This window comes from Oceanobacillus sp. FSL H7-0719 (genome assembly GCF_045040795.1).
Classification (GTDB): Bacteria; Bacillota; Bacilli; order Bacillales; family Amphibacillaceae; genus Oceanobacillus.
This window is the reverse complement of record NZ_CP150301.1, coordinates 1,435,961-1,461,448: the sequence shown is the minus strand read 5'-3', so window position 1 is coordinate 1,461,448 and position 25,488 is coordinate 1,435,961. Positions and strand designations below refer to the sequence as shown.

The window sequence follows — 25,488 nt, the reverse complement described above, 5'->3', positions numbered from 1 at the left end:
GCTATAATCAATATATAGCTTAGGCTAACCCTAGCTGTTCTCAATTTATGGGGACGTTACGGATTCGACAGGGGTAGGTTGAGCTCAGGTTGCGCGTCGAGGTTACGGCTCGTAAAACGTAAAACGCCTATAACTGGCAAAAACGAAAATCTTTCTTTAGCAGCTGCGTAAGCACTGACTAGAGGATCCTTCCTGCAATCGCCTGTGTTGCAGATTGAAGGGTCTCAAATGAAGCAGGCTGGACTAACTTCCACCGTCTGAGGAACGCTAGTTGAGAACAATCAGACTAGCTGTCACAAAGCCTGTTGATAGGCTGAGTGAATAGCGAAATATGAATATATCAACTACACGTGTAGAAGCCTGAGTGGCAATATCTCTGGACGAGGGTTCGACTCCCTCCGTCTCCACCAATACATAATGTTGGTGGTTTTTTTGTGTCTGAATTCAAGTATAACCCTGCCACTTAGGCAAGGCTATACTACAAGACAAAAAACATAAAATTATTTTGTGAAACTTATTTAACCCCGGGGACCCAGCCTGGACGTGATTGAATCATGCGGATCATCTGTCCCGGTATGACATTTACTCGTGACATATCCATTTCAGTGATGATTTCTTCTTTTGCCGTAACTTTTTCAATCCAATGGGGCTCAATTAATAATTCTCTGCCTAATGCTATTAGTTCTGCACCTGTTTTCATAGCTTCTAATGCATCTTTTTTCGAATAAATTGATCCTACACCAATAAGTGGCAGGCGACCATCAATGACCTGATGTAAAATTTTAATGCGATTTTCTTTCTTACCTTCGTAACGGCGTGCTAATGAACGGAAGTCCCCGAGTGAAACGTGTAGATAGTCGAGTGGCTCATTCGCTAAGCGATCAATAAGCTGTACTGTGTCATCGAGCGTAATCCCATCTTCCTCAGGTTCTTCTGGGCTAAACCGATAGCCAACGATAAATGAATCATCTGCATATTGTTGTTTTACACGATTTACTTCTGTTACTATTTCCAATGGGAAACGCATACGTTTTTCAAATGTACCACCGTATTCGTCTGTACGTTTATTTGTGAATCCAGAGAAAAACTGTTGCAGTAAATACGTATTTGCACCGTGTATCTCAACGCCATCATAGCCTGCTTCAATGGCCCGCCGTGTTGTTTCTCCGAATGCTTTCACAATTTCCTTAATCTCACCAACAGTTAAAGCCCGTGCTTTCCCTCCATCTGCGGCTATCGTATCACTGGCACTGACAACATCGCCATTTGGTACAAGTTCACGGGGGGACTGGCGACCGCCGTGATAAATTTGTAAAATCGCCTTAGCACCACCTTTATGTATAGCCTGTGCCACTTTACGTAAACTGTCGGTATAAGCATCTGTATGTCCCGCAAATTGACCCGGGAAGCCCTTGCCGCTAGGGATTACATATGTACATGCGGTAATCACGGCTCCTACGCCATAGGAACGTTCTTCATAATATGCTAATTCTTCATCGGATACCGTATCGTCTGGATTAGCAGAATATGTTGTCATTGGCGCCATCACATAGCGATTGCGAAGCTTGACGCCATTATCAAATGTAAATGGTGTTAAATAAGTTGTCATTCTTCTTCACTCCTTCTAATTCATGGTAAAGTAATGAGTTTAGTCGGTCAATGGTTTTGCTTCACATTATTTGACCATTTTATCTAATTCTGCCAGTCAATGTGATGGAACCTATTTCGTCTAGATTTTCAAAAATCAATGAAAACTGTATAGAAAAACAATTAATTTGGATATCAAGTTTTGAATGGTTAGGAAGGAAAGCCAATAAGCAATATTGAAAGCTTTTTGTCTACTGTTCAGCTTTTTTCTTATTGTGGCTTACTTAAATAAAGTGTATACCATAGCCGGGTATAGGACTTTTAGCGCCAGTCTGGGAAGAAGTACAAACTGGACTGAAGATTATGGTTAAGAATAGGCGAGTGCCTATTCGACTTTTTGAATGCAGCATACGTTATAAAAGATAGGCAGACGCATAATTACTTATAGTTAGTCACTTTTGATTAAGATACAGGGGGAAAGTACATGGATAATGAAGTATCCTACGTTCAGCCGCAGTATAACGAGGAAAGAATTGATAGCAGGCAGCATGGGTTTCAGTTTGTGCACCCGGGATTTGGAGGATATTATAGCAATGGCTTCGCTGGACCGTTTCTCGGGGGAATATTAGGTGGATTAGTTGGCAGCGCAATATTCCCGCATTATGGTTACGGCTATGGAAATCCCTATCCTTATCCTTACTATGGTTATGGATATCCAGTATACCCGTATTATTAACGTGCAACAATCGTATCCACGTGAAGAGGTATTCATGTAATAAAAAATGTGCAAGCGGCTCATAGTCTGCTTGCACATTTTTTATTATAGCAAGATATATTTAAGCTACACTTTTACATACTTCTGCACATTTAAAACATGCTTCCGCACATTTCTGACAGTGTTCGTGGTTATGCTTTTTACATTCATTTCCACAAGCTTCACAAATTTTAGCGCAAACTGCAGCTAATTCAGATACAAATGGGGTATTTCTTGAAACAGCATGCTCTAAATAAGAGCAAATGTCAGCACACTCTCTGTCGAGCCGAACGCAATCGACCATCATCTTTACATTTTCCTCTTTTAAACAAGCATCATAGCAATGATTGCAAGCGGCCGCACACTCATGCAGCGCGTTAATTAGTTCTTGGTGTTGTTTGTGTGACATAATCAAATCCTCCTCTTAAATTAATAGGGTATACATTATTAAATTTCCCATTTCTTATATAAATAAACAAAATTAATTAATAATCCATCATTTGCAAGCTATGCGATCTATTTGTTGAGTTTAGACGGAATCAAACAAGTATATTTTTAATTTCATTTGACATAACATACCATATGGGGGTATAGTATATTTATAATGAAAAGGAAGTGATTCTTTTGGATAAATTTTTACATGATCACCCGAGCACGCCAAGGACACAAGATGAAAAGCAAAAGGTGATTAATCGTTTAAAACGCATAGAAGGTCAAGTTCGCGGTATACAGAAAATGGTAGAGGAAGATCGTTATTGTATGGATATTTTAGTGCAGATTAGCGCAATCCAATCTGCTTTAAAAAATGTTGGATTCGCTGTTACAGAGCGCCATATCAACCATTGTGTCAGTGATGCAATCAAACAAGGCGAAGGCAAGGAAACAATTGATGAGTTAATGAGTGTGATGAAACAGTTTTCTAAGTAGGAGGTAGACGTGATGAGTGAAAAAAGACATGCAACAATTGGAATTACAGGAATGACGTGTGCGGCTTGTTCCACCCGTGTTGAAAAAGTATTAAATAAAATGGAAGGAGTCGACGCACAGGTGAACTTAACAACAGAAAAAGCAACGGTCGACTACAATCCAGAACAAACTACAATAGATGATATAACGAAAAAAATCGAAAATGTCGGTTACGGCGTTTTAATGGAAAAAACAGAACTCGATGTTTTCGGAATGACCTGTGCTGCATGTTCCAGCCGGATTGAAAAGGTGTTGAATAAACAAGCAGGTGTAAAGCAGGCTACAGTCAACTTAACAACTGAAACGGCATCAATCGAATATAATCCCGGACTCACGAATACAAAAGCGATTATTGAAAAAATCAAAAATGTCGGATATGATGCAAAGCCAAAAGCTGAAGCAGAAGAAAAACAAACCCATAAAGAAAAAGAAATAAAAACGATGCAGGTGAAATTAATTATTTCAGCTTTATTAGCTGCACCGCTTTTAGTGACGATGTTTGTTCATTTATTCAATATGGATATACCAGATATATTCATGAACCCATGGTTTCAATTTGCATTAGCAACACCCGTTCAATTTATTATTGGCTGGCAATTCTATGTTGGTGCATATAAGAACTTGCGTAACGGCGGAGCGAATATGGACGTGCTTGTTGCCTTAGGTACAAGTGCTGCATACTTTTATAGTTTATATGAAGCATTTAAAACAATTGGCAATCCGGCCTATGAACCACATTTATATTTTGAAACAAGTGCTGTTTTAATTACATTAATTTTATTTGGCAAGTATCTGGAGGCAAGAGCAAAAAGTCAGACAACAAATGCATTATCCTCACTGCTTAATTTACAGGCGAAGGAAGCCCGTGTCTTAAGAAATGAAGAGGAAATAATGATCCCTGTTGAGGAAGTTAATGTTGGTGACCGATTAGTTGTAAAACCAGGTGAAAAAATACCTGTAGATGGTATCGTTGCAAAAGGAAGAACGTCTGTCGATGAATCGATGCTGACTGGTGAATCCATACCGATTGAGAAAGAAATGGGTGCAATTGTCATTGGTTCAACAATAAATAAAAATGGCTCAATTGAAATGGAAGCAACAAAGGTAGGGAAAGATACCGCTCTAGCATCAATTGTAAAGGTGGTTGAAGATGCCCAAGGATCAAAAGCGCCAATTCAGCGATTAGCTGACGTGATTTCCGGATATTTCGTACCGATAGTTGTGGTGATTGCAATTCTGACATTTACTGTATGGATTGCATTTGTACAGCCCGGGCAATTTGAATCAGCTTTGATTGCAGCGATTGCAGTGCTTGTAATTGCATGTCCATGTGCTTTAGGACTTGCAACACCAACTTCAATTATGGTTGGAACAGGGAAGGCTGCTGAGAATGGTATTTTATTTAAAGGCGGAGAACACCTTGAGAGAACACATCAGTTGGAGGCAATTGTTCTTGATAAAACAGGAACAATTACAAAAGGTAAACCTGAAGTGACAGACTTTACAGGTGATGAAGAAGCATTACAGCTGCTGGCAAGTGCAGAAAAAGGCTCAGAGCATCCACTTGCAGAAGCTATCGTTGCTTATGCAACTGAAAAAGAGATTGATTTAATTGAAGTAGATAATTTTGAGGCGGTACCCGGGCATGGTATTGAAGTTGCAATCTCCGGTAAACATATTCTTGTCGGTAATCGAAAATTAATGCAAGATCACCAGATTGAAATTGGTGATGCAGAGCAGGCATTAGTTGAGTATGAGATTGCAGGGAAAACAGCAATGCTCCTTGCGATTGATGGACAGTACCGTGGAATTGTTGCTGTAGCAGATACAATTAAAGAAACAGCGCCACAAGCTATTGCAGAACTAAGAGAACAAGGCTTGGAAGTAATCATGTTAACAGGAGATAACGAGCGAACTGCACAGGCAATTGCAAGAGAGGTTGGCATTGACCAGGTAATTGCCGAGGTATTACCTGAGGAAAAAGCGGATAAAGTGAAAGAAATTCAAAATAGAGGTAAAAAGGTTGCAATGGTTGGTGATGGCGTGAATGATGCCCCTGCACTGGCTATCGCTGATATTGGAATTGCAATCGGAACAGGAACAGAAGTGGCGATTGAAGCTGCTGATGTTACGATTCTTGGTGGTGAGCTGCTGCTTATACCGAAGGCAATTAAAATTAGCCATGCAACAATCAAAAATATTCGCCAAAACCTTTTCTGGGCTTTTGGCTATAACACAGCCGGAATTCCAGTTGCAGCAGTTGGCTTGCTTGCACCATGGGTTGCAGGAGCGGCAATGGCACTGAGTTCCGTAAGTGTTGTGACCAATGCTTTGCGTTTAAAAAGGGTTAAGCTTTAAACTTGTCCGTCTTTAAAGGAGGTGAGAAATGATGCAAACAAAAACATTAGATGTTCAAGGCATGTCATGTGGACACTGTAAAATGTCAGTAGAAGGTGCTCTGAAAGGATTAGAAGGTGTGTCTGTTGCAGAGGTTGATTTGAATACTGGTAAAGTAGAAATCACTTATGATGGAGCAAAAGTTTCTTTGGAGAATATGAAAGAGGCAGTAGAAGATCAAGGTTATGATGTAGTTCAATAATACATGAAAAAGCAAAAGCTGGTTTCCTGAAGGGGGAGACCGGCTTTATTTATTAAAAACTATTTTTATATATCTAACAGAATCTGATGTTACTATTTGAATCTAATTTATTCGCCAATTTATCTATTTTTTCATTTACATCTCAAAATCCTACATCATTTTGGGATACTATAGCTGCATTTAGGAAAAGGGACTTTCTTATCCTTTCTTCTTGTCCTCCTTTGGTAGCCATTATGCTGGATAAAAGTATTGCTGATGCAGTTAGAAATGCTGTCACCGCAAGAGATCCTACAATGACAGGTGAAAATGGAAACATTCTTATGATATAGACAAATCTCTACTTATTAATGAATTACATGCTGCACTCTGGTTGCGTTAAATAGTTTACGATTACTGAGAATAAAAGAAAAACCAAGTAAAAGAGAGCATGTCTATTAAATAGTAGTCATGCTCCCTTTTATTTAAGGAGTTTTCTTAGTGTTTTTTAAGATAATTTTGATTTGAGGGATACTTGGCAGATCGTTCATGCTTATGCTTAAATCCTGATTTGGAACCTCAAAGTTTAATCGATTTGCTAAAAAGTTGAGACTTATTTTCATAATCTCTACAGTAACCCATTCTCCCGCGCAACGATGACCCAAAAAGTAATCGCCGCCACCCTGGGGGATAAAAGAAAAAGGGCTTTCTTTCCAATCGGCAAAACGCTCCGGTTTAAATGTATCAGGCTGTTCCCAAATGTCTGGATGATGATTTGTGCCATATAAATCAAGTAATGTTAACGTTCCTTCCTCAAATTTAAAATCATTCCAAATGAAATCTCTTTTTACTAATGCAGCAGCAAACGGAAAGAAGGGGTAAAAACGGCGTACTTCCTGAATAAACATCTGGGCGTACTTTTCGTTTTGGGATTTGAGTTTTTTCTTTTTATCAGGATGTTCAAGTAAAGCTAAGGCAATAAAGTTTATAAATATAGCAATTGCCACAATTGGTCTTAAAATATTTATTACTTCTACAGCAGCAACTTCAGTGTCGAGAAGTTTGCCTTCCAAGTCATAGTGCCAGGAGAAACTGTGTAATGCACTGTTTTCAGGAGATTTAATTTTACCTTCACGAACCTTAATGACTTGTTTTTCAATCCATCTCTCTAATTGATTTCGCGCATTTCTGCCTTGCCAATGTGGCGGGCCAAATGCAGCAGGCGACTCAAACATCGCAGCTAATTCTTTAGATATCTCTCCTATATTTTTTTCATCTACAGGAACTCCAGCCCATTTACAGGCAATTCTTGCCATGATTATTTTTACTTCCTCATACAGTACAATTACGTCCATCTTTTCCCATTCGGTAGCAGCTAATTCCCACTGATTTTCCGCAATCTTATTTAATTCTTCAAGTCTATTTGAAGTCATAATGGACATAAACATATTCTTGCGATGCTTATGGTCCTGCTCATCTAATGTCTGGACCCCATTTTTCCCAAATAGTGTTTGAATCACGCGATTTGGCGCGGCACTTTCTCTTTTAAACTTTTCATTGTCATAAAATATTTCCGCAGCTTCCTCACCTGTCATACAAATTGCTTTTTTCCCAAGCAGTCGAGTCTCGAATACATCGGAATTAAAACCATGACTGCGATTCGTAATATACATATAACCCTCTTTAAGAAGATTGAAGCTGTTGTCAATCCCTTTTTCATGGACTGCTTTATTAATATTGGACATTGAATTCATCTCCAGTTTTAAATGTGATATAGTTAACCCTCGATATAATTGAACTGCAAAATAAAGAAAGTCTATTAATGGTAATAACCAAATAAGCTCCAAATTAAACTACATACGAATAAAATATTTTCCTTCACTATATAAGGAAATAATTATATACTTATATAGTGAAGGAGTGATTCAATGCCATATTTAACCGTTGATATAGAGAAAGCCGCTGTGATTCTAAAATTACTTGGTGATAAAACACGTCTTACGATGATGAAATTAATGGATAATCATGCATGCTGTGTATGTGAGTTTGTTGAGATATTTCAAATTAGTCAACCTGCAATCAGCCAGCATTTACGTAAATTTAAAGATTTAGGGCTTATAGAAGAAGATAAAAAAGGACAATGGATCTTCTACTCAATAAATAAAACAAACGAGTACTATTCTTTTGTTAAATCTATCCTGGAGCAGTTACCGGATCAGGCTGATAAATTAATAGAATTAGAAAAAGAAGGTAATCGAATTTCTTGTTGTTAATGGGAGGAAAAACTTTGACATCGACGCTTATACTAGCAAGCTTAATATTTGTGGTCACAATCGTTTTTGTTATTTGGCAGCCAAAAGGATTAAATATAGGCTGGTCAGCCATGGGAGGAGCAACTCTTGCGTTTGTATGCGGAATAGTTGGAATGAATGATGTGCTGGAAGTAATTGATATTACTTGGAATGCCACTTTAACTTTTGTAGCAATTATTTTAATTTCACTTATTCTGGATGAAATTGGTTTATTTGAATGGGCTGCTTTGCATATGGTTAGAGCGGCTAACGGCAATGGAATAAAAATGTTCATCTTTATTAGCTTCTTAGGGGCTATTGTTGCAGCTTTATTTGCAAATGATGGGGCGGCGCTTATACTAACACCAATTGTTCTCGCGATGGTGCGTAACTTAAACTTTAAAGAGCAAATGATATTTCCATTTATTATGGCAAGTGGATTTATTGCAGATACAACTTCCTTGCCTTTTATTGTAAGTAACTTAGTAAATATTGTATCTGCTGATTTCTTTGGAATTGGTTTTGCAGAATATGCCTTGAGGATGATCATTCCAAATGTTTTTTCTCTCATTGCTACCATCACAGTATTGCTTATTTATTTTAGGAAAAGCATTCCAAAGCAGTATGAGTTAACCAACTTAAGGGAACCAAAAACTGCCATTAAGGATAGAAAAATATTTCGTTTGTCATGGTATGTTTTAAGCTTATTGATTATTGGTTATTTTACAAGCGAATTTATTGGTGTACCGGTTTCTCTTATTGCGGGTGTAATCGCAATTATATATATTTTATTAGCCAGAAAGAGCCCTGCAGTCCATACAAAAAAAGTAATAAAAGATGCACCGTGGAATATCGTCATATTTTCTATCGGAATGTATATTGTTGTCTATGGGCTGGGAAATGCTGGTTTAACCTCTGCGTTGGGAAAATTAATACAAACTACAGCTGATCTTGGACTATTTTCAGCAACTATAGGAATGGGCTTTATTGCTGCTTTCTTGTCGTCAGTTATGAATAATCTGCCAACTGTTATGATTGATGCACTTGCAATCGCAGAAACGAATACAACAGGTGCAGTGAGAGAAGCCTTAATTTATGCAAACGTAATCGGCTCTGACCTCGGGCCAAAAATTACCCCAATTGGCTCGCTGGCAACCTTAGTTTGGCTCCATGTTTTATCTAATAAAGGTATAAAGATTTCATGGGGAACCTATTTCAAGGTTGGAATTGTACTTACACTCCCTATCTTATTTATTACTTTAGCAGGATTATATCTAACATTCGTCATTTATTAAAGGAGAGAAATTATGAATAAAAAATCAATTTACTTTTTATGCACTGGAAATTCATGTCGCAGCCAAATGGCAGAGGGGTTTGCAAAAGCGTATTTAGGAAAGGATTGGGAGGTCAGAAGTGCAGGAATTGAGGCACATGGCTTAAATCCAAAGGCACTTAAGGTTATGAAGGAAGCGGGGATAGATATTTCTGATCAAGTGTCAGAAATAATAAATCTGGAATATTTAAATAAGGCAACAATAGCTGTTACATTATGTGGAGATGCAGAAGAAAGATGTCCAGTAACCCCGTCCCATGTAAAGAGAGTGCATTGGGGTTTTGATGACCCAGCTAAGGCTGAAGGTACAGAGGAAGAAGTATGGAGACTATTTCAGCGTGTACGTGATGAGATAGGTGAACGGATTAATCATTTTGCGAAAACAGGGGAGTAATAGAGAAAGCCTGGAATGACTTCCAGGCCTTCTTTTTGATTGAAATATTGTAAAATGTTATGGAATGTTGGACAGATAATCAACCTTTATACCTTTGAAGCTTCTAATATAAGTTTTTCAATTGCATGGGCAACACCGTTTTCATTATTTGTCAGTGTCTGAAAATCTGCGGCTGCTTTTACTTCTGGAATCGCGTTACCCATGGCAACTCCACAGCCCGCAAATTGAATCATTGATAAGTCGTTTTCATTATCGCCGATGCACATAACTTCCTCTTTTTTGATGCCAAGTTCCTCGGTCAGCATTTTTACTGCATTTCCTTTGCTTACATTGGGATGAACGAATTCTAGAAAGTATGGTGCACTCTGAACGATTGTGTATTGTTCAGATAAATCTTCGGGAAGTGCTTGCACAATCCTGTCAATATTGGCGGGATCATTAATATACATAATTTTTGGTATGGATACATGGACTGGAATCTCGTTTACTGTTCGATAATGCAAAGGAACTTTTGTTAAATAGGATTCCAGTATGGTATATTCACTAATATCTGCGTTGGGTGTATAAAGATTTTCAGCATCAAAGAAATGCATTGGTGTATTAAGCTCATTACTCAAATTATACAGCTTAACTAAATCTTTATGCCCTAGCGAAATTTCAGATATTGCTTCTTTAGTATGTGTATTTTGAACTAGTGCGCCATTATATGCGATGGCATAATCACCAATTTCATTTAGGATTAATTCATCAATATAGCTGCGCATTCCGCCTATCGGCCGGCCGGAACAGAGTACTATTTTAACTCCTTGTCTTTTCGCTTCAGCTAATGCAGCTTTGACTTCCCCCGGTACTTCGTGACGATCATTTAAAAGGGTGCCGTCCATATCGATTGCTATCAATTTGTACATTTTTATTCTCCATTCTTTATCTGTTATATACATTATACGCCATTCGGTCTCACATGGCATGTGAAAGACTGGATGCGTATGTGAATAAGCTGGAATTAAGGTAAAGGGAGGATAGGAAGTTGTATCACTATTTATTATTTCCTTCCGTAGTCTGCTTTAATCTCTCCCCATTTTTTTGTATCCCATTTCAGTATTTTATTGTCATATGAATGGGTGTGAAGCCAGTGAAGAGCACGGTCGATTAGTTCCCATATTTCAGCAGTAGTTCCGTCTTTTTTAAGAGTGGTAGAAACCTTTTTTTCTCTTACCCATTTCATAGCATTCCGGGAATCTGTGTAAATTACTTTATTGCTTCCCAGCTCGTTTAAGTATGCGAGTGCATGAACAATCGCAAGGAATTCACCTAAATTATTTGTACCCTTGCTGATTGGACCATATGAGAAGATGACTTCTCCTGTTTTAGTGTCAACACCTTGGTATTCCACTGGACCCGGATTGCCTCGTGTCCCGACATCAACCGAAATACTGTTATAATCAATTTCACTGGTTCCCGCTTCAGCTATTCTCGATTGGTTATCTCCCGTCTTTTTGGAATTACCTTTTCCCCAATGAGATTCCCAGCCATCGCGATAAGCCTTTTCTGCTTGTTCATGACTTTCAAAAGCTTTAAATTTTGCTTGTTTAAAGTTATTTGTTTGTGCCTGACAGTCAGTCCAGCTTGAATAAACCCCGGGTTTCCTGCCAGCCCAAACCACATAGTATTTTTTTTTCGCCATTGTATTACTCCTTGATCATAAATGATATTCATCCATTATAGCATCACAGCTGTGAATTAAAAAAACAGTGTTCGAAAATTAATCCGCTTTCTCAGTGTAATATAGCATAACATATGTACAGTGACCACATTAGTTATGAGCCAATCCATTCAGGTAAACATAAAAGCAGCATGACAATCTATACCTGACTTGAAAGTGATTAATCAGCATAATTATAAGAAGAATACAGATGCCAGATCCCCTTTATAAAGAGTTGATTTAAGCAGCTGAATACTTTTGGCTTATTAATTTATTTTAGAATTAAAAATCAAGAACAATTCATATATTCTTTAAAATATTTACAAAGGCAAGTGGCTATAATAATTATATAGGGAATAGAAATCTTCAATTTTGAAGGGGGAAAAATTTATCTTATGGCTGGACTAAAAGTATATAATTTTTCATTCCACAACCTGACAAGAAAAGATATGTCTTTTATTGAAGTGTTCCAGCACATTTTAAAATTTATGAAGGGTGACCCAAATGGAAGTTATAAATTAATGTTCGGAACAGATTCGCAAGTACATGCTTCCTATACACTGTTCATCACCGGCATCGTTATTCAGCGTGAAACGAAAGGTGCCTGGGCATGTATCCGAAAGGTAATGATACCAAGGAAAATGATAAATTTACATGAACGAATCTCCTATGAAACAACGTTAACTGAAGAAGTTGTATCAATGTTTAGTGATGAGATGAAGGAGCAGTTAATCAGCGTCATCCTGCCAAATATTTATAGAGGTGCATCCTTCAGCATTGAGGGTCATATAGATATTGGTTCTGGAAGAAAAAATAAAACGAGAATATTTGTCAATGAGATGGTTTCAAGAATGGAATCATTAGGCATTGAACCTAAAATAAAACCAGAGTCTTTTGTAGCAAGCTCCTATGCAAATCGATATACAAAATAACGATTCAAAAATAAGTCAGGTTAATAAAAAGTAATCAGACAAGGCCGTGATCTCTGGAATACCAATCACTTAAGAGACTATTATATTTTTTCAATAATAAATTTTCAAACTTTTTTATGAAAAGGTATTGCATTATTAATTAATTTCGCATAGACTGTTATACAACAAAATAAAATATAATAGATTGTTATATAAAAGGAGGGCGGTAATATGAAACAGAATGAGAAGCTTGCTTGTCCAGAGTGTGGCAAGGAGGTAGACTCTAAAAGTTTTACTATGGAATGTGACTACTGTTTGTCAAAAAGGGCTGAATAAATGAGTAATATTTTTTTAGATTTCCTGTTATAGTACAATTGAAGATATGTTAAGAAAGTTATACAACAGAGACGAGGAGGAGAACGGATGCTAATGAATCAATCGACTGTAGAAATAACTCATGAAAGACAATTCTCAGAAATACTGACACCGCATGCATTGGAATTTCTTGAGAAGCTGCATCGTAATTTTAATGAACAGCGTAAACATCTTTTGGAATACAGGCAACAGCTGCAGGAGGGATTGAATGAAGGCAAACAGCTGGACTTTTTAAAGGAGACGAAGCACATCCGCGAAGGAAACTGGACAATTGGACAATTGCCTAGGGATTTGCAGGATAGAAGAGTAGAAATTACTGGCCCAGTCAATCGGAAAATGATTATTAATGCGTTGAATTCAGGGGCGAATGGTTTTATGGCTGATTTCGAGGATGCGACCTCACCTACTTGGGAAAATGTAATCAATGGACAAATTAATTTAAGAGATGCAATAAGGAAATCAATCGATTTTGTAGCAGGAAATGGAAAGAGATATGAGCTGCAGGAGGAAACGGCTGTACTAATTGTTCGTCCGCGTGGCTGGCATTTAGAAGAAAGACATATTCAAGTTAATGGAGAGCTGATGTCAGCTAGTTTAGTAGACTTTGGACTTTACTTTTTTCATAATGCAAAGGAATTATTGGAAAGAGGAACAGGCCCCTATTTTTATTTGCCAAAAGTGGAGAATCATCTGGAGGCACGTCTGTGGAATGATGTCTTTGTATTTTCGCAAAATGAGCTTGGGATTTCCCAAGGTACGATAAAAGCAACTGTATTAATTGAAACGATTACAGCTGCCTTCGAAATGGATGAGATATTGTATGAGCTCCGAGAGCATGCTGCTGGCTTGAACTGCGGACGGTGGGATTATATATTTAGCTATATTAAAAGATTTCATCAGCACCCGGAGCGAATTTTACCTGACAGATCTGAGGTTACGATGGAAGTACCATTTATGAGGTCATACTCCTTACTTGCAATTCAAACTTGCCATAAGCGCAATGCAATGGCAATCGGCGGGATGGCAGCACATATACCAGTAAAAAATGATCCCGCTGCAAATCAGATTGCCTTTGACAAGGTCAGAAGAGATAAAGAACGTGAAGCTAGGGATGGACATGATGGAACATGGGTTGCACACCCGGGAATGGTCATGCTTGTTAAAGAAATCTTTAACAAGATAATGCCCACACCAAACCAAATAAACAGGAAACGCGAAAATGTAAAAGTAAATGCACAGGATTTGCTTGAATTACCTGTTGGGGAAATTACCGGAGAAGGTCTGCGAACAAATATCAATGTTGGGATTCAATATACGGCTGCATGGCTATCAGGAACAGGGGCTGTACCAATCAATAATTTAATGGAGGATGCTGCAACAGCAGAAATATCAAGAGCTCAAGTATGGCAATGGTTACGCTCTCCGAAAGGAATCCTCTCGGATGGACGGAAGGTGACGATGGAGCTTGTTGAGCATTTATTAAAAGAAGAATTAGAGAAGATTGAAAGTCAAAAGGGCAGAGAAGCTTTCATAACTGGAAACTTTGAACAGGCAGCTGGAATATTTGAGGAGTTAGTCAAGCAAGACTCATTTGGTGAATTTTTGACGATACCGGCATATGAGCAATTAATAAAGGGAGGAAGAGATTAATGACAAATGAACGTGCAATTAAATTACAAGAGCAATGGAAAAAGGATCAGCGCTGGGCGGGAATTGAACGGCCATATACTGCGGAGGAGGTCATTCGCTTAAAAGGATCAATTGATTTAGAGTTTACATTAGCAATGCGCGGTTCAAAGAAATTATGGGAGTTAATTCATCAGGAAGATTATGTAAACGCTTTAGGTGCTTTAACTGGAAATCAAGCTGTACAGCAGGTCAAGGCAGGTTTGAAGGCGATATATTTAAGCGGATGGCAGGTCGCTGCTGACGCAAATATGGCAGGTCAGATGTATCCGGATCAAAGTTTATACCCAGTAAATAGTGTGCCGAATGTTGTGAAACGAATTAATCAAGCTTTACAGCGGGCAGATCAAATTCATTATTCAGAAGGAGATACAGAGATAGATTGGTTTGCTCCAATTGTAGCTGATGCGGAAGCTGGATTTGGAGGTCAACTTAATGTGTTTGAATTAATGAAAGCAATGATTGAATCAGGGGCATCTGGTGTGCATTTTGAGGATCAGTTATCTTCGGAAAAGAAGTGCGGCCATCTAGGTGGTAAAGTTTTATTGCCTACACAAACTGCAGTAAAGAATTTAATTGCGGCGCGATTTGCCGCAGATGTGATGGGCACGCCGACTATAATTATCGCACGTACAGATGCAAATGCTGCTGATATGATCACAAGTGATATCGATCCATATGATGCAAACTTTATTACTGGAGAACGCACTTCTGAAGGGTTTTACAGAACAAGGTCAGGGCTTGACCAAGCAATTGCCCGCGGATTAGCTTATGCTCCATATGCTGATATGATATGGTGTGAAACATCAGAACCTAGTTTAGAAGAAGCACAGCAATTTGCTGATGCAATCCATGAAAAGTACCCAGACAAATTATTGGCTTATAACTGTTCGCCATCTTTTAATTGGAAACGAAAGCTTTCCGATGATGAGATTGCAAGTTTTCAACGAGAGCTTGGGAAAATGGGGTACAAATTCCAGTTTGTCACATTAGCAGGCTTCCATGCTTTGAATCACAGTATGTTTGAACTTGCCAGGAAATATAAGGACGAAGGAATGGCAGCATACTCTGAACTGCAGCAGAATGAATTTTCAAGTGAGGAGCATGGTTACAGTGCAACACGACATCAGCGTGAAGTAGGTACAGGCTATTTTGATGAAGTAGCACAGGTTATTTCTGGCGGAACTGCCTCTACGACAGCGTTGAAAGGATCGACAGAGGCGGAGCAGTTTACGAGCTGACTGAAAATTAATTGGAAATCGCATCTAATCTTAAAATGCTTGCCTCATTAAGTTGAGGTAAGCATTTTTTAGTTTACCTAATACTTTTATCTTACCGAGGTTGACTTTTCATGACTTTTCATGTACAATATACTTAATTACGTATAATTTAATTACAAATAATTGCTTTGTAAATTTCGTGGAGGTGTTTGAATGGTTACGCTTTATGTTACTCCAAGTTGTACTTCCTGTAGAAAGGCAAAGAAATGGTTTGAAAATAATAACATTCCATTTAAAGAGCGAAATATTATGTCCGAACCTTTAACAAGGGATGAAATAAAAGAAATTCTTAGACTGACTGATAATGGAACAGAAGAAATTATTTCCACACGGTCTAAAGTTTATCAGCGTTTAAATATTGATATGGAAAAGCTGCCCCTTCAAAGCTTATTAAAATTGATTGAAGAAAATCCAGGGATTTTAAAAAGACCGATTATGCTGGATGATAAGCGCCTGCAGGTTGGTTATAACGAAGATGAAATCCGCAGTTTCTTACCACGTTCGGTTCGAACATTCAATTTGATTGAAATGCATAAGATGATTAACTAAATATAGATAACGGAAGTCTTCATGACTTGCCAATAAAAGTGCTATTTTTCGGTTATCCGGGGAATAGCACTTTTTGTTTTTTGCTGTACAATCGAGTTTAGTTATATTTTTAAGAAGAAGTGCAACTTTTTAAGAGCAGGCTGCATCTTATCTGTGAGGGGGAGGGAATAGTTTGAGCCTAATCGACAGGTTAAAGAGAAAGGAAGAGCATGCACTAATAGAGCTAATGGAGCTTTACGGAGATTATTTGCTGCGCATGGCTTTTCTCTTATTAAAGGATCATCATACAGCAGAAGAGGCTGTTCAAGATACGTTTTTAATTGTTTTTGAAAAAATATCTCAGCTGGAAAATGAATCCGTATTGAAGAGCTGGCTCACAACAATTACAATGAATCGCTGTCGTGAGCAAATGCGGAAATGGAGCTGGAAAAATATTTTGCTCAATTTTGATATTATGGAGCGCTTTAATGAAAATGAGACTTCCCCAGGCCCAGAAGATAATTTATTGGAAGTGGAGTGGAATCAGCATATAACAACTGCTATTCAGCAGCTCGATTATAAGTATAGGGAAATGATTACGCTATTTTATTTCAATGAATTAAAAATTACGGAAATAGCTGATTTGACGGGAATAAAGGAGAATACGGTAAAATCACGTTTAAAGCGCGGAAAATTGCAATTAAAACAAATTTTAGAAGTGAAGGAGGAAGTGAAAAGTGGGAGAGAAGAAACAAATAAAGAAACAACTTGATAATGAATTAAAAAATCTTGTATTTATGAAACAGGAAGAAGTTTTAAAGCAGCTTACTCCTAGAGACTGGCGAACGAAAGTAAGGCGGTTCTGGAATAAAGAAATCACGATTCCGCTTCTTCCAGTAAGCTCTGTTTTTGTTTTGCTGCTATTTGGCTATGGATTTTTTAATGTATATGATAATAGGGAATTAGAGCATCAAGAACTTATTGAATTAGGCGGCAGCACCTATTGGAAGGATGAAATAGAGGAGCGGATTGCGGATGAAGACTAGGATTACGCTTAAACTAAAACATCTTGTTATGATTCTTATGGCTATTTTTATCATTTTGCCTTTGTCGGGTATGTATATTTTACCGCAAATTGAGCTTATGATTGCCAAGCATAATATAGCGAACGGGGAAATACGGGGAAAGGAACAGATTTTTGCTCTGCTTGAGGATAAAATAATGCCTTCACAAAAGTACAAAATTATTCAGAAATACTTTTTAGAAGATGACGGCCTGGATAACTATGATATTTATGTTGGACCTATGTCCACCTCCAGCTATGTTGATGCTGACTCTGTGCGATTTAGCTGGGAGGATAAGTTTCCTTATTTAGAAGATTATTTGAAAAATGGGCCTATAGATTATTACTTAGTGGAAGTAGCCAGAAATCTCGCAGGAGATGCCGCCCAAAGAGAAGATTTTGACCGGGTTGAAACGATTTATGATTTGGCACTTGAGCGTTTTGAACAGTCGGGGGATGATTTTCAGCAGTATGAATTAAATTTAACACGTATTCAGCTGCTATTAAAGGCGAATCAATTGGATTTGGCAGAAAAACATATCCAGGATATGTTAACGAAAATACCTGACGAACAGTCCTACTATCAGGCAGAGGCAGCTAAATACTATGCTGAAGTCATGGTGAGGCAAGGAAAGAAAACGGAAGCCTTAGGGGAAGTACAAAAGGCGCTTAAGGAGTATGAAGCCGACTATAAAAAAGAGGAAAATGAAGAAGCAATTGAACAGGCAGTTGTTTATGAACAATTAAAACGAATGGAAAGTCAATTGCTTATTGCTTCAAATATTTATGATGGGGAAGGAACTACAGTTTCTGGAAAAGTGACTCGTGATGATGGTACGCCAATTGCCCACACAGGAATTTATTTAAGGGAAGCAAATTATGTGAATCAATCAATCTCACGCGATGAAATGTATCAAGTGACCACAGATGAAAATGGAAATTATGAAATTGAAAACGTCATACCTGGGGACTACCAACTATATGCAGGCTTTATGTTTGATGATATTGATGGGTATACTTGGCCGGTTGATATGGATGATTGGATTGTCGTTGGTGGTGATGCAAATATTTCTTATGATATTAATCTTGTGGAAACAATGGAGGTATTATCACCGGTAAATGGGGAAGTTCTTACCAAAGATGAAATCTATTTTGTATGGGAAGAGATAGAAAAAGCTTCGTATTATATGATTGAATTTCATGTAGAAGAAGAAAATGCCTCCTATGGTTATAGTCTTGATATGAAGTTTACTGAAACTGAGGCAACTATCCCGATTGAAACACTTTACAGTTTAGGATCAAATAGTATCTTGAGTAAAGAGGAAACAGAAGAGGATTATTTTTCACCTGCAACATTACTTGGCTTTGCAAACCCAAAAGGAAAATTTTCCTGGGGCGTTCAAGCATATGATGATAATGGAAAATTATTAACCCAGAGTGGCGGCTACCGATTAAATGAAGGAACAATAGGCAATTTACCGATTTTATATTTAGAAGAGCGAGAATTAACAGAGGCGGATGAGCAGCTATTAGATTCAAAGCTTGAGGAAGCTCTCGCAAGCTATAAAAAAGCAGTAAAAGAAGACCCGAGGGATGTGCATAGCCTGCGTATGATTACAAATGTAATTGGAATTAAGGGGGATGGCACCTGGGAAACGCTGGAATCATTAAGAATTCCATATGTTGAAAAACTGGCTGAAATAACAAAAGACACTCGGGATATTTATGAAGTGGTCAATTACTATTATGATCTAAAGAATTGGGAAGCGTATGAGAAGTGGTATGAATTCTACAAAGAGGAACACGATGGTTCTGCAGATCCTTTTGTTAAAAGTATGCATGCAAATGCACTTATGTATCAAGGGGATTATGCTGAAGCAGCAAGTCTCCAGAAGCAAGCCTTGGAGGAAGGGGCAAGTAATCAATTCTCAGGTAATTTAATTGCCTTAGAACTTTATCTCGGAATCCCTATCGATGTATTGCTTGAATATGCAAAAAAGTATCCATATATACACTATGATAATGAGAATAGTCCAGGTATCCATTGGGAAAATAACTTAAATGAAATTCAAAAAGAGTTAGCGGCACATCCGGATGCAGTAGAAGAGTTGAAGAAAGGCCTAGAATATTATTTTAAAAATGATACTAAAAAAATCCAAGCATGGAAAAAAACAGCCAATGCCCCATTTGAGAAATTTATCAGTTCACTAGAAGCCCAATAATAAACGGGACGTTCAGGCACTTTCCTGGACGTCCCGAATTATTAGGGACAGAGATGAAGTACTTGCTTGTCCCGCTATTACAGCACATACCAATAAATACAAATAAAATGGAACAGACTTCCAACCAGAATGAATATGTGGAAGATCTCATGAAAGCCCCAGTCTTTAAATTGAAGGAACTTAGGCTTGAATCCATAAATAATGCCGCCAATTGTATATGCAACACCACCGAGGATAAGATATACCATGCCAGCTGTCCCTAATGAAGGAGCAAGCTCACCTGTGAAAAAGATGACTAGCCAGCCCATTAAAATATAAATCGATGTCGACAGCCATCTGGGAGAGTTAAACCATGTTAATTTAAAAATTACTCCGAGTATTGCCAAGCCATTAATCACACTGAAGAGAATCCAGCCCAATGTATTATTTAAGCTAATTAAACAAAGGGGAGTATATGTTCCTGCAATTAATACAAAAATCATGGAGTGGTCTATTCTTCTTAACCAAGCAATTACTTTATCTTTTGCAATGACCATATGATATGTTGCAGAAGCGGAGTAGAGCAGAATCATACTCACACCGAAAATAATGACTGCAACAATACCAACACTCGAATAACCTTCAGACACTGCTTTAATTATCATTGCAATCAATCCAACAATAGCTAATACCGCACCAAATAAATGTGTAAGTCCATTAATTGGTTCCCTAATATACTGATTCACCAGAACAACCCCCTTAACTTTATGATGTAGTTTCAAAAACCACATCATAATGATATAATGAATTTGCAAGCAAGTCAAGCAGAGGGACAATCAATGGATAACCCTCTGGCCCAAAAGGAGCAAAGAATAATGAATATAGAAAAACTATTGGCAGATTTACATCTCGATACAAATCTATCAAGCGAGGATATTCCTGATTTAGATTTGTATATGGACCAGGTCATTCAATTATTTGAAAAAAAATTTGAAGCAACAAAGCGTACACCGGAAGAAAAAATATTAACCAAAACAATGATTAACAATTATTCCAAGGGGAAGTTGTTTTTCCCGATTCAAAATAAAAAGTATTCGAGACAGCACATTATGCTGATGAATCTAATTTATGAGATGAAGACAGTGCTGTCGATTCGTGATATTAAGCATACGGTAACGAAATTAAATAAGGATATTACAGAAAATGCTTTTGATCTGGAAGCACTTTATGAAAGTTATCTCGAGTTAGCAGAAGCTAATGCTGCAGAGTTTCAAGATAATAGTATTCAATTAAGCGTGCAGGCAGGGGGAAAAGCGGAACAGATTGATGATAAGCATGATTCTTATTATGAGAAACTGTTGCTTATTCTTTCTTTTGTAAATATGAGTAATTACTACCGTCGGGCAGCAGAGAAAATGATTGACCAGATAGAAGAAATAGAAACGAAAAAAGACTAGTTCACTTAACCTGTGATAAAATAGAATCAAACAAAAGGTGAGGAGAATAAAATTGACAATATATCCGAATATTACTGAAACGAAAAATCTGATTAAAGAAATTGTTTCAATTCCAAGCCCTTCCGGAAATACTTCAAAGGTAATTTCCTTCATCGAAGAAAAACTAAATGAATTAAATGTTAAAAGTTATAGAAATCGTAAAGGTGGTCTCATTGCAACCATACCAGGAAAAAACAATGAAGAGCATCGCATGTTAACTGCACATGTAGATACTTTGGGAGCCATGGTTAAGGAAGTGAAAAGTAATGGACGTCTGCGATTGGATTTAATTGGCGGCTTTACTTACAATTCAGTTGAAGGGGAGTACTGTGAAATAGAAACAGCATCAGGGAATATTTTCACAGGCACCATTCTTCTGCATCAAACATCTGTACATGTCTATAAAAATGCTGGTGATGTGAAGCGCAATCAAGAAAATATGGAAGTGAGAATTGATGCAAAGGTTGAAAATGCTGATGATGTACGTGCACTTGGGATAGAAGTAGGAGATTTTGTTTCCTTTGACCCACGTGTTGAAATTACCAATAACGGTTTTATCAAATCGCGTCATTTAGATGATAAAGCGAGTGTTGCCATGCTGCTTCAGCTCATCAAAAGAATTAAAGCTGAAAACATTGTTTTACCATACACAACGCATTTTCTTATTTCTAATAATGAGGAAATTGGCTATGGCGGCAACTCTAATATTACGCCTGAAACAGTTGAATATTTAGCTGTCGATATGGGAGCAATGGGAGATGGACAATCTACAGATGAATATACTGTATCCATCTGTGTGAAAGATGCTTCTGGGCCATACCATTACGGATTGCGAAAAAATCTGGCCAAATTAGCAATGGACAATAATATTGGATATAAGCTGGATATATACCCTTATTACGGTTCAGATGCTTCAGCAGCAATTCGCGCAGGACACGATATTGTACATGGGCTCATAGGTCCAGGGATTGATTCTTCCCATGCTTTTGAACGTACACATGAAGATTCATTAATAAATACGGAAGAGCTTCTATATCATTATGTGCAATCGGCATTAGTGAAAAGAGGCTAAAGTCAAAACTTGTAGTATATTATTTCCCAATATTGAAAGAAGGTTAGAATAATGAAGCTAAGTATACTAGATCAAGTGCCAATTTCTAATGGGAAAACTGCAAAGGAGGCACTCGAAGCTACAATAGAACTTGCTCAGTTTGCTGATAAACTAGGGTTTAAGCGATATTGGATTGCGGAGCACCATGGTTTTAAAGGGCTGGCTAGTCCTGCTCCAGATATTCTGCTAGGGATAATTGGTTCCAAAACAAAACAAATACGCATTGGGTCGGGTGCAGTACTGCTTCCGAATTATCAGGCTTATAATATCGCAGAAAGGTACAATCTGCTTGCTTCATTGTATCCAGGCAGAGTAGATGTCGGATTGGGAAGAGCACCAGGCGGTTCAGCTGAAGCGTCCATTGCTCTAGTTGATAACTTTCTTGAGCAAGTGCGGAAGTATCCTGAAAAGGTAGATGATTTATTGCGGTTCTTTCACAATGACTTTTCGGAAGAACATATTTTTTCAAAAGTACAACCGACTCCTGTCCCAAAAGAAAAGCCTGTTCCATGGCTGCTTGGTACAAGTGTAAAAAGTGCTGTCCTTGCACTGGAAAAAGGCCTGCCATATGTTTTTGGCCACTTTATGAGTGATGAAGATGGTCCGTCGATAATTAAAGGATATTTTGATAACTTTCAAGGTGAAAAGCCGCTTGCCATGGTGACTGTATCCGTAATTTGTGCGGAAACAACGGAAGAGGCAGAAGAGCTTGCTCTAAGTAATCAGGTATGGAAGCTTATGCAAGATCAAGGACTTGGAAATGGATTTGTCCCTTCAATAGGAGAAACGAAGGAGTATGAATTCACTGCAGAAGATCTTGATTCACTTAGAAAGTCAAATCACCGGCAGATTATTGGCAATCCTGCTGAAGTAAGAATTGCATTGGAAAAGCTTTCAGAGATTTATGAAACGAACGAATTTATGATTATAACTATTACACATGATTATGAAGCAAGAAAGCGTTCCTACGAATTAATTGCAAAAGAATTTCAGCTTTCATAAGCATACTTCCTTATACATGCATAAATCTATAGATTTAAAGTATATTTAATATAAAGAAGAATGTCAGATATACTAGACTTGGCTAAATACATTAGTACATAAAGCCAGTCTACACTATTAGAAGCTTCACCATTCAGGAGGTATTTATGCAAAGCTGGGTCACAGAAATAATGGAGCAGTTTGGCTATTTGGGAATTTTTCTCATGATGGCTTTAGAGAATATATTTCCACCCATCCCGTCGGAGATTGTTTTGCCATTTGGCGGATTTCTGACTACCTATTCCACACTTACTGTATTAGGAGTAATAATTGCTGCCACATTAGGATCTGTAATTGGTGCAATGATTTTATATGGTATTGGCATGTTAATTGATGTTGAACGGTTAGAAAAAATCATTGACCGTTTTGGACATATTCTTAGAATAAAAAAGGAAGATGTCCATAAGGCTGATGCCTGGTTTGATAAATATGGTTATTGGACAGTATTTTTCTGCCGGATGGTGCCCTTAATCCGGAGTTTAATTTCAATTCCTGCAGGGATGTCAAATATGAGGTTCTCCATATTTCTCTTGTTAACTACAATAGGGACATTGATCTGGAATATTCTTCTTATTTCTGTAGGAGTAGTACTAGGTGCGAATTGGGAGAATATTTTAGGATTTATGGACGTCTATTCAAATATTGTCTATGTCTTAATTGCGATCACTGTTGTAGTTGTTATTTATCTTTATATCAGAATGCGAAAAAAACGTAAAAAGGAATAGCACAGTGTGCTATTCCTCAAGCTGTCGAGAAAGTAGATGTTTTTTCTCGGCAGTCTGAGGGCATTTATCAATCAATAAATGATAGATGCCCTATCTTTTTTGTTGATCGGGTGGCGTCAAGAAAAAGCTGATTTACAACGCTAAGCACATTTCCCTGACGTTACCCGAGAATAGACTCTTAAAATCGAGAATTAATTTTCCTGTAACTCTTTCACTTTTCTATAAAATGTTGGCTTTTTATCCTCTGTCGTAGTCAATGATTCTCATTATGATCAAAAAGCATTAGATATGCAAAAAACTCATCTGTATCTTGATTAACATGAGATGTGTCGATTCCACGTTCGATAATCATATCCACTTTTAGTTCTTCGCAATTGGAAGTTATTTCATTTAACTGGGGTTCAATAATGACAAGGATGCTTTCATTACCAGATGAAATCCTCATTTGATTGTAGTAATGATCACTTTTTTCATTTCTTACTACTTCATACGAAATGAAATTTAGGTTACCCAAGTTAGATGTTATAGGGTTTTTTATGTGTACATAAATATAGTTAAGCATTGTCATTTTTAAGAAAATAGATTCGGGTTCTGATAATTCCGTTTCGACAATATCTAATTTTTTTTGAAATGCGGAGATAACTTTATTAACTGATTGTAACGGTCGAATCTCATGGGAATATTGCTGCTTCAAATATACTTCATACTCATCATGATCCACGTAATCGCCTCCATAAAAAAGAAATGAGAGATGCTCTAGAGAATTACTTTTTCATAAAAAATCCCTTTTTAAAATTATTTATGTAAGAGCGCTCTGATATTACATAATTCTGCATATAAATCTAAAACCCTTTTTTAAAAAAATTAAAAAAAGATAAATTGTTGAGGTGTTTCGAATAAAAAGGAATAGCACTGTGTGCTATTCCTTTTTATTGCGGGACAGTTAGGGGCAAGCCCAGACCTTCCCATTTTCAGGCTTATGTTAAATACGCCTCAAGTCCTAATTCAAGATATATCTCAGGCTCATTATCCTGATACGTTATTCACGATAAGATTAAATCAAGATCAAGAAAGGAGGCAGAGCAAATGACTAAATTTGTATTATTTATTGGGGGGCTAATCGCTTTCTTTGTTTTACTGGCAAACCTTGGACCAATGGTGATATTTGGATTAAGTATTTGGCTCCTGTATATCGTATTTAAAAAGTTTATGAAAGCTGATGCCGTTGCGGGGAAAATCGGCTGGGCAATTGTAGGAATGCTTGTCTTAAGCGTAACCTTATCAAATATTTATGCTTTGATTGGAGTAGCTGCAATTTATATGCTCTATCTAATTTATAAAAACTGGAAGGGAATAGAAGATTCCCCAGTTATTTATGAAATGAAGGATGAGGACCCATTTACAAACTTTGAAAAAGAATGGGCAGACCTCAATCGATAATCAGTAAAGAAATTAAATAAAACGGACAA

General features: G+C 37.5%; 26 protein-coding genes and 1 other RNA gene. 20 read left to right on the top strand and 7 right to left on the bottom strand.

The genetic code is table 11. The features are described from left to right. The first annotated feature begins 49 nt into the window (after positions 1 to 49). Positions 50 to 410: a transfer-messenger RNA gene (gene ssrA, locus NST93_RS07790) on the top strand. A 104-nt stretch (positions 411 to 514) separates the two neighbouring features. Here ssrA and NST93_RS07785 read toward each other — a convergent pair. Then, positions 515 to 1,609: an NADH-dependent flavin oxidoreductase gene (locus NST93_RS07785; protein WP_405102847.1), complete on the bottom strand. Its 1,095-nt coding sequence runs from the start codon at positions 1,607 to 1,609 to the stop codon at positions 515 to 517. A 462-nt stretch (positions 1,610 to 2,071) separates the two neighbouring features. On the opposite strand from NST93_RS07785, the gene NST93_RS07780 reads away from it, so the two are divergent. Continuing rightward, the gene (locus tag NST93_RS07780) at positions 2,072 to 2,323 is read left to right on the top strand and encodes a hypothetical protein (RefSeq protein ID WP_405102845.1); all 252 of its coding nucleotides are present in this window, start codon (positions 2,072 to 2,074) and stop codon (positions 2,321 to 2,323) included. 100 nt (positions 2,324 to 2,423) lie between these two features. Here NST93_RS07780 and NST93_RS07775 read toward each other — a convergent pair whose 3' ends face one another. After that, complete coding sequence (locus tag NST93_RS07775) at positions 2,424 to 2,750, bottom strand: four-helix bundle copper-binding protein (RefSeq protein WP_405102843.1); 327 nt, start codon at positions 2,748 to 2,750, stop codon at positions 2,424 to 2,426. A 215-nt stretch (positions 2,751 to 2,965) separates the two neighbouring features. Here NST93_RS07775 and NST93_RS07770 point away from each other — a divergent pair, with 215 nt between their 5' ends. The 3 genes from NST93_RS07770 to copZ are packed head-to-tail and all read left to right on the top strand — an operon-like array spanning position 2,966 to position 5,906. Beyond that, positions 2,966 to 3,268: a metal-sensing transcriptional repressor gene (locus NST93_RS07770; protein ID WP_405102841.1), complete on the top strand. Its 303-nt coding sequence runs from the start codon at positions 2,966 to 2,968 to the stop codon at positions 3,266 to 3,268. A gap of 12 nt (positions 3,269 to 3,280) precedes the next feature. Next, positions 3,281 to 5,665 (top strand): heavy metal translocating P-type ATPase, encoded by a 2,385-nt coding sequence (locus NST93_RS07765; protein WP_405102839.1) that lies wholly within the window; start codon positions 3,281 to 3,283, stop codon positions 5,663 to 5,665. 31 nt (positions 5,666 to 5,696) lie between these two features. Further along, the gene (gene copZ, locus NST93_RS07760) at positions 5,697 to 5,906 is read left to right on the top strand and encodes a copper chaperone CopZ (protein ID WP_405103796.1); all 210 of its coding nucleotides are present in this window, start codon (positions 5,697 to 5,699) and stop codon (positions 5,904 to 5,906) included. Positions 5,907 to 6,367: 461 nt separating this feature from the next. Here the strand turns inward: copZ and NST93_RS07755 are convergent, their stop codons facing one another. Next, positions 6,368 to 7,627 (bottom strand): cytochrome P450, encoded by a 1,260-nt coding sequence (locus tag NST93_RS07755; protein WP_405102837.1) that lies wholly within the window; start codon positions 7,625 to 7,627, stop codon positions 6,368 to 6,370. A gap of 183 nt (positions 7,628 to 7,810) precedes the next feature. Between NST93_RS07755 and NST93_RS07750 the strand changes: the two genes are divergently transcribed. Genes NST93_RS07750 through arsC form a run of 3 tightly spaced genes read left to right on the top strand, consistent with a single transcriptional unit; the run spans position 7,811 to position 9,900 of the window. Then, positions 7,811 to 8,155, top strand: a complete 345-nt coding sequence (locus NST93_RS07750; RefSeq protein ID WP_405102835.1) for an ArsR/SmtB family transcription factor — start codon at positions 7,811 to 7,813, stop codon at positions 8,153 to 8,155. Positions 8,156 to 8,169: 14 nt separating this feature from the next. After that, positions 8,170 to 9,468 carry an arsenic transporter gene (locus NST93_RS07745; RefSeq protein ID WP_405102833.1) on the top strand — a complete coding sequence of 433 codons (1,299 nt, stop codon included), beginning with the start codon at positions 8,170 to 8,172 and terminating at the stop codon, positions 9,466 to 9,468. Between the two features lie 12 nt (positions 9,469 to 9,480). Next, positions 9,481 to 9,900, top strand: coding sequence for an arsenate reductase (thioredoxin) (arsC, locus tag NST93_RS07740; protein ID WP_405102832.1), 420 nt, complete (start codon positions 9,481 to 9,483; stop codon positions 9,898 to 9,900). An 86-nt stretch (positions 9,901 to 9,986) separates the two neighbouring features. Here arsC and yidA read toward each other — a convergent pair whose 3' ends face one another. After that, positions 9,987 to 10,808 (bottom strand): sugar-phosphatase, encoded by an 822-nt coding sequence (gene yidA / locus NST93_RS07735; RefSeq protein WP_405102830.1) that lies wholly within the window; start codon positions 10,806 to 10,808, stop codon positions 9,987 to 9,989. A gap of 134 nt (positions 10,809 to 10,942) precedes the next feature. Continuing rightward, positions 10,943 to 11,584 carry a ribonuclease H gene (gene rnhA, locus NST93_RS07730; RefSeq protein ID WP_405102828.1) on the bottom strand — a complete coding sequence of 214 codons (642 nt, stop codon included), beginning with the start codon at positions 11,582 to 11,584 and terminating at the stop codon, positions 10,943 to 10,945. Positions 11,585 to 11,997: 413 nt separating this feature from the next. Between rnhA and NST93_RS07725 the strand changes: the two genes are divergently transcribed. The 7 genes from NST93_RS07725 to NST93_RS07695 all read left to right on the top strand — a co-directional run bounded on the left by NST93_RS07725 (position 11,998) and on the right by NST93_RS07695 (position 19,667). After that, complete coding sequence (locus tag NST93_RS07725; RefSeq protein ID WP_405102826.1) at positions 11,998 to 12,534, top strand: ribonuclease H-like YkuK family protein; 537 nt, start codon at positions 11,998 to 12,000, stop codon at positions 12,532 to 12,534. Between the two features lie 402 nt (positions 12,535 to 12,936). Next, complete coding sequence (gene aceB, locus NST93_RS07720) at positions 12,937 to 14,538, top strand: malate synthase A (protein WP_405102824.1); 1,602 nt, start codon at positions 12,937 to 12,939, stop codon at positions 14,536 to 14,538. After that, positions 14,538 to 15,815 (top strand): isocitrate lyase, encoded by a 1,278-nt coding sequence (aceA, locus tag NST93_RS07715; RefSeq protein ID WP_405102822.1) that lies wholly within the window; start codon positions 14,538 to 14,540, stop codon positions 15,813 to 15,815. Before aceB ends, aceA begins: the two co-directional genes overlap by 1 nt. 192 nt (positions 15,816 to 16,007) lie before the next feature. Next, positions 16,008 to 16,403 carry a transcriptional regulator SpxA gene (gene spxA, locus NST93_RS07710; protein WP_405102820.1) on the top strand — a complete coding sequence of 132 codons (396 nt, stop codon included), beginning with the start codon at positions 16,008 to 16,010 and terminating at the stop codon, positions 16,401 to 16,403. A gap of 172 nt (positions 16,404 to 16,575) precedes the next feature. Next, complete coding sequence (locus tag NST93_RS07705) at positions 16,576 to 17,154, top strand: RNA polymerase sigma factor (protein ID WP_405102818.1); 579 nt, start codon at positions 16,576 to 16,578, stop codon at positions 17,152 to 17,154. Continuing rightward, the gene (locus NST93_RS07700) at positions 17,120 to 17,428 is read left to right on the top strand and encodes a hypothetical protein (RefSeq protein ID WP_405102816.1); all 309 of its coding nucleotides are present in this window, start codon (positions 17,120 to 17,122) and stop codon (positions 17,426 to 17,428) included. Before NST93_RS07705 ends, NST93_RS07700 begins: the two co-directional genes overlap by 35 nt. Then, a complete protein-coding gene (locus NST93_RS07695) occupies positions 17,418 to 19,667 on the top strand; it encodes a hypothetical protein (RefSeq protein ID WP_405102814.1) in 2,250 nt (749 codons plus the stop codon). Before NST93_RS07700 ends, NST93_RS07695 begins: the two co-directional genes overlap by 11 nt. A gap of 77 nt (positions 19,668 to 19,744) precedes the next feature. On the opposite strand, the gene NST93_RS07690 is transcribed toward NST93_RS07695, so the two are convergent. Further along, positions 19,745 to 20,392, bottom strand: coding sequence for a hemolysin III family protein (locus NST93_RS07690; RefSeq protein WP_405102812.1), 648 nt, complete (start codon positions 20,390 to 20,392; stop codon positions 19,745 to 19,747). A gap of 129 nt (positions 20,393 to 20,521) precedes the next feature. Between NST93_RS07690 and NST93_RS07685 the strand changes: the two genes are divergently transcribed. The 4 genes from NST93_RS07685 to NST93_RS07670 all read left to right on the top strand — a co-directional run bounded on the left by NST93_RS07685 (position 20,522) and on the right by NST93_RS07670 (position 24,019). After that, a complete protein-coding gene (locus NST93_RS07685) occupies positions 20,522 to 21,103 on the top strand; it encodes a DUF1836 domain-containing protein (RefSeq protein WP_405102810.1) in 582 nt (193 codons plus the stop codon). Between the two features lie 52 nt (positions 21,104 to 21,155). Next, positions 21,156 to 22,214, top strand: a complete 1,059-nt coding sequence (locus NST93_RS07680) for a M42 family metallopeptidase (RefSeq protein WP_405102808.1) — start codon at positions 21,156 to 21,158, stop codon at positions 22,212 to 22,214. 51 nt (positions 22,215 to 22,265) lie between these two features. Beyond that, positions 22,266 to 23,255 (top strand): LLM class flavin-dependent oxidoreductase, encoded by a 990-nt coding sequence (locus tag NST93_RS07675; protein WP_405102806.1) that lies wholly within the window; start codon positions 22,266 to 22,268, stop codon positions 23,253 to 23,255. 146 nt (positions 23,256 to 23,401) lie between these two features. Continuing rightward, on the top strand, positions 23,402 to 24,019 hold the full coding sequence (locus NST93_RS07670; RefSeq protein ID WP_405102804.1) for a DedA family protein: 618 nt from the start codon (positions 23,402 to 23,404) through the stop codon (positions 24,017 to 24,019). Positions 24,020 to 24,272: 253 nt separating this feature from the next. Here NST93_RS07670 and NST93_RS07665 read toward each other — a convergent pair whose 3' ends face one another. Next, positions 24,273 to 24,740 carry a hypothetical protein gene (locus tag NST93_RS07665; protein ID WP_405102802.1) on the bottom strand — a complete coding sequence of 156 codons (468 nt, stop codon included), beginning with the start codon at positions 24,738 to 24,740 and terminating at the stop codon, positions 24,273 to 24,275. Positions 24,741 to 25,105: 365 nt separating this feature from the next. Here NST93_RS07665 and NST93_RS07660 point away from each other — a divergent pair, with 365 nt between their 5' ends. Beyond that, entirely contained in the window at positions 25,106 to 25,459 is a 354-nt protein-coding gene (locus NST93_RS07660) for a flagellar basal body rod protein (protein ID WP_405102800.1), read from the top strand. The last annotated feature ends 29 nt before the right edge of the window (positions 25,460 to 25,488 follow it).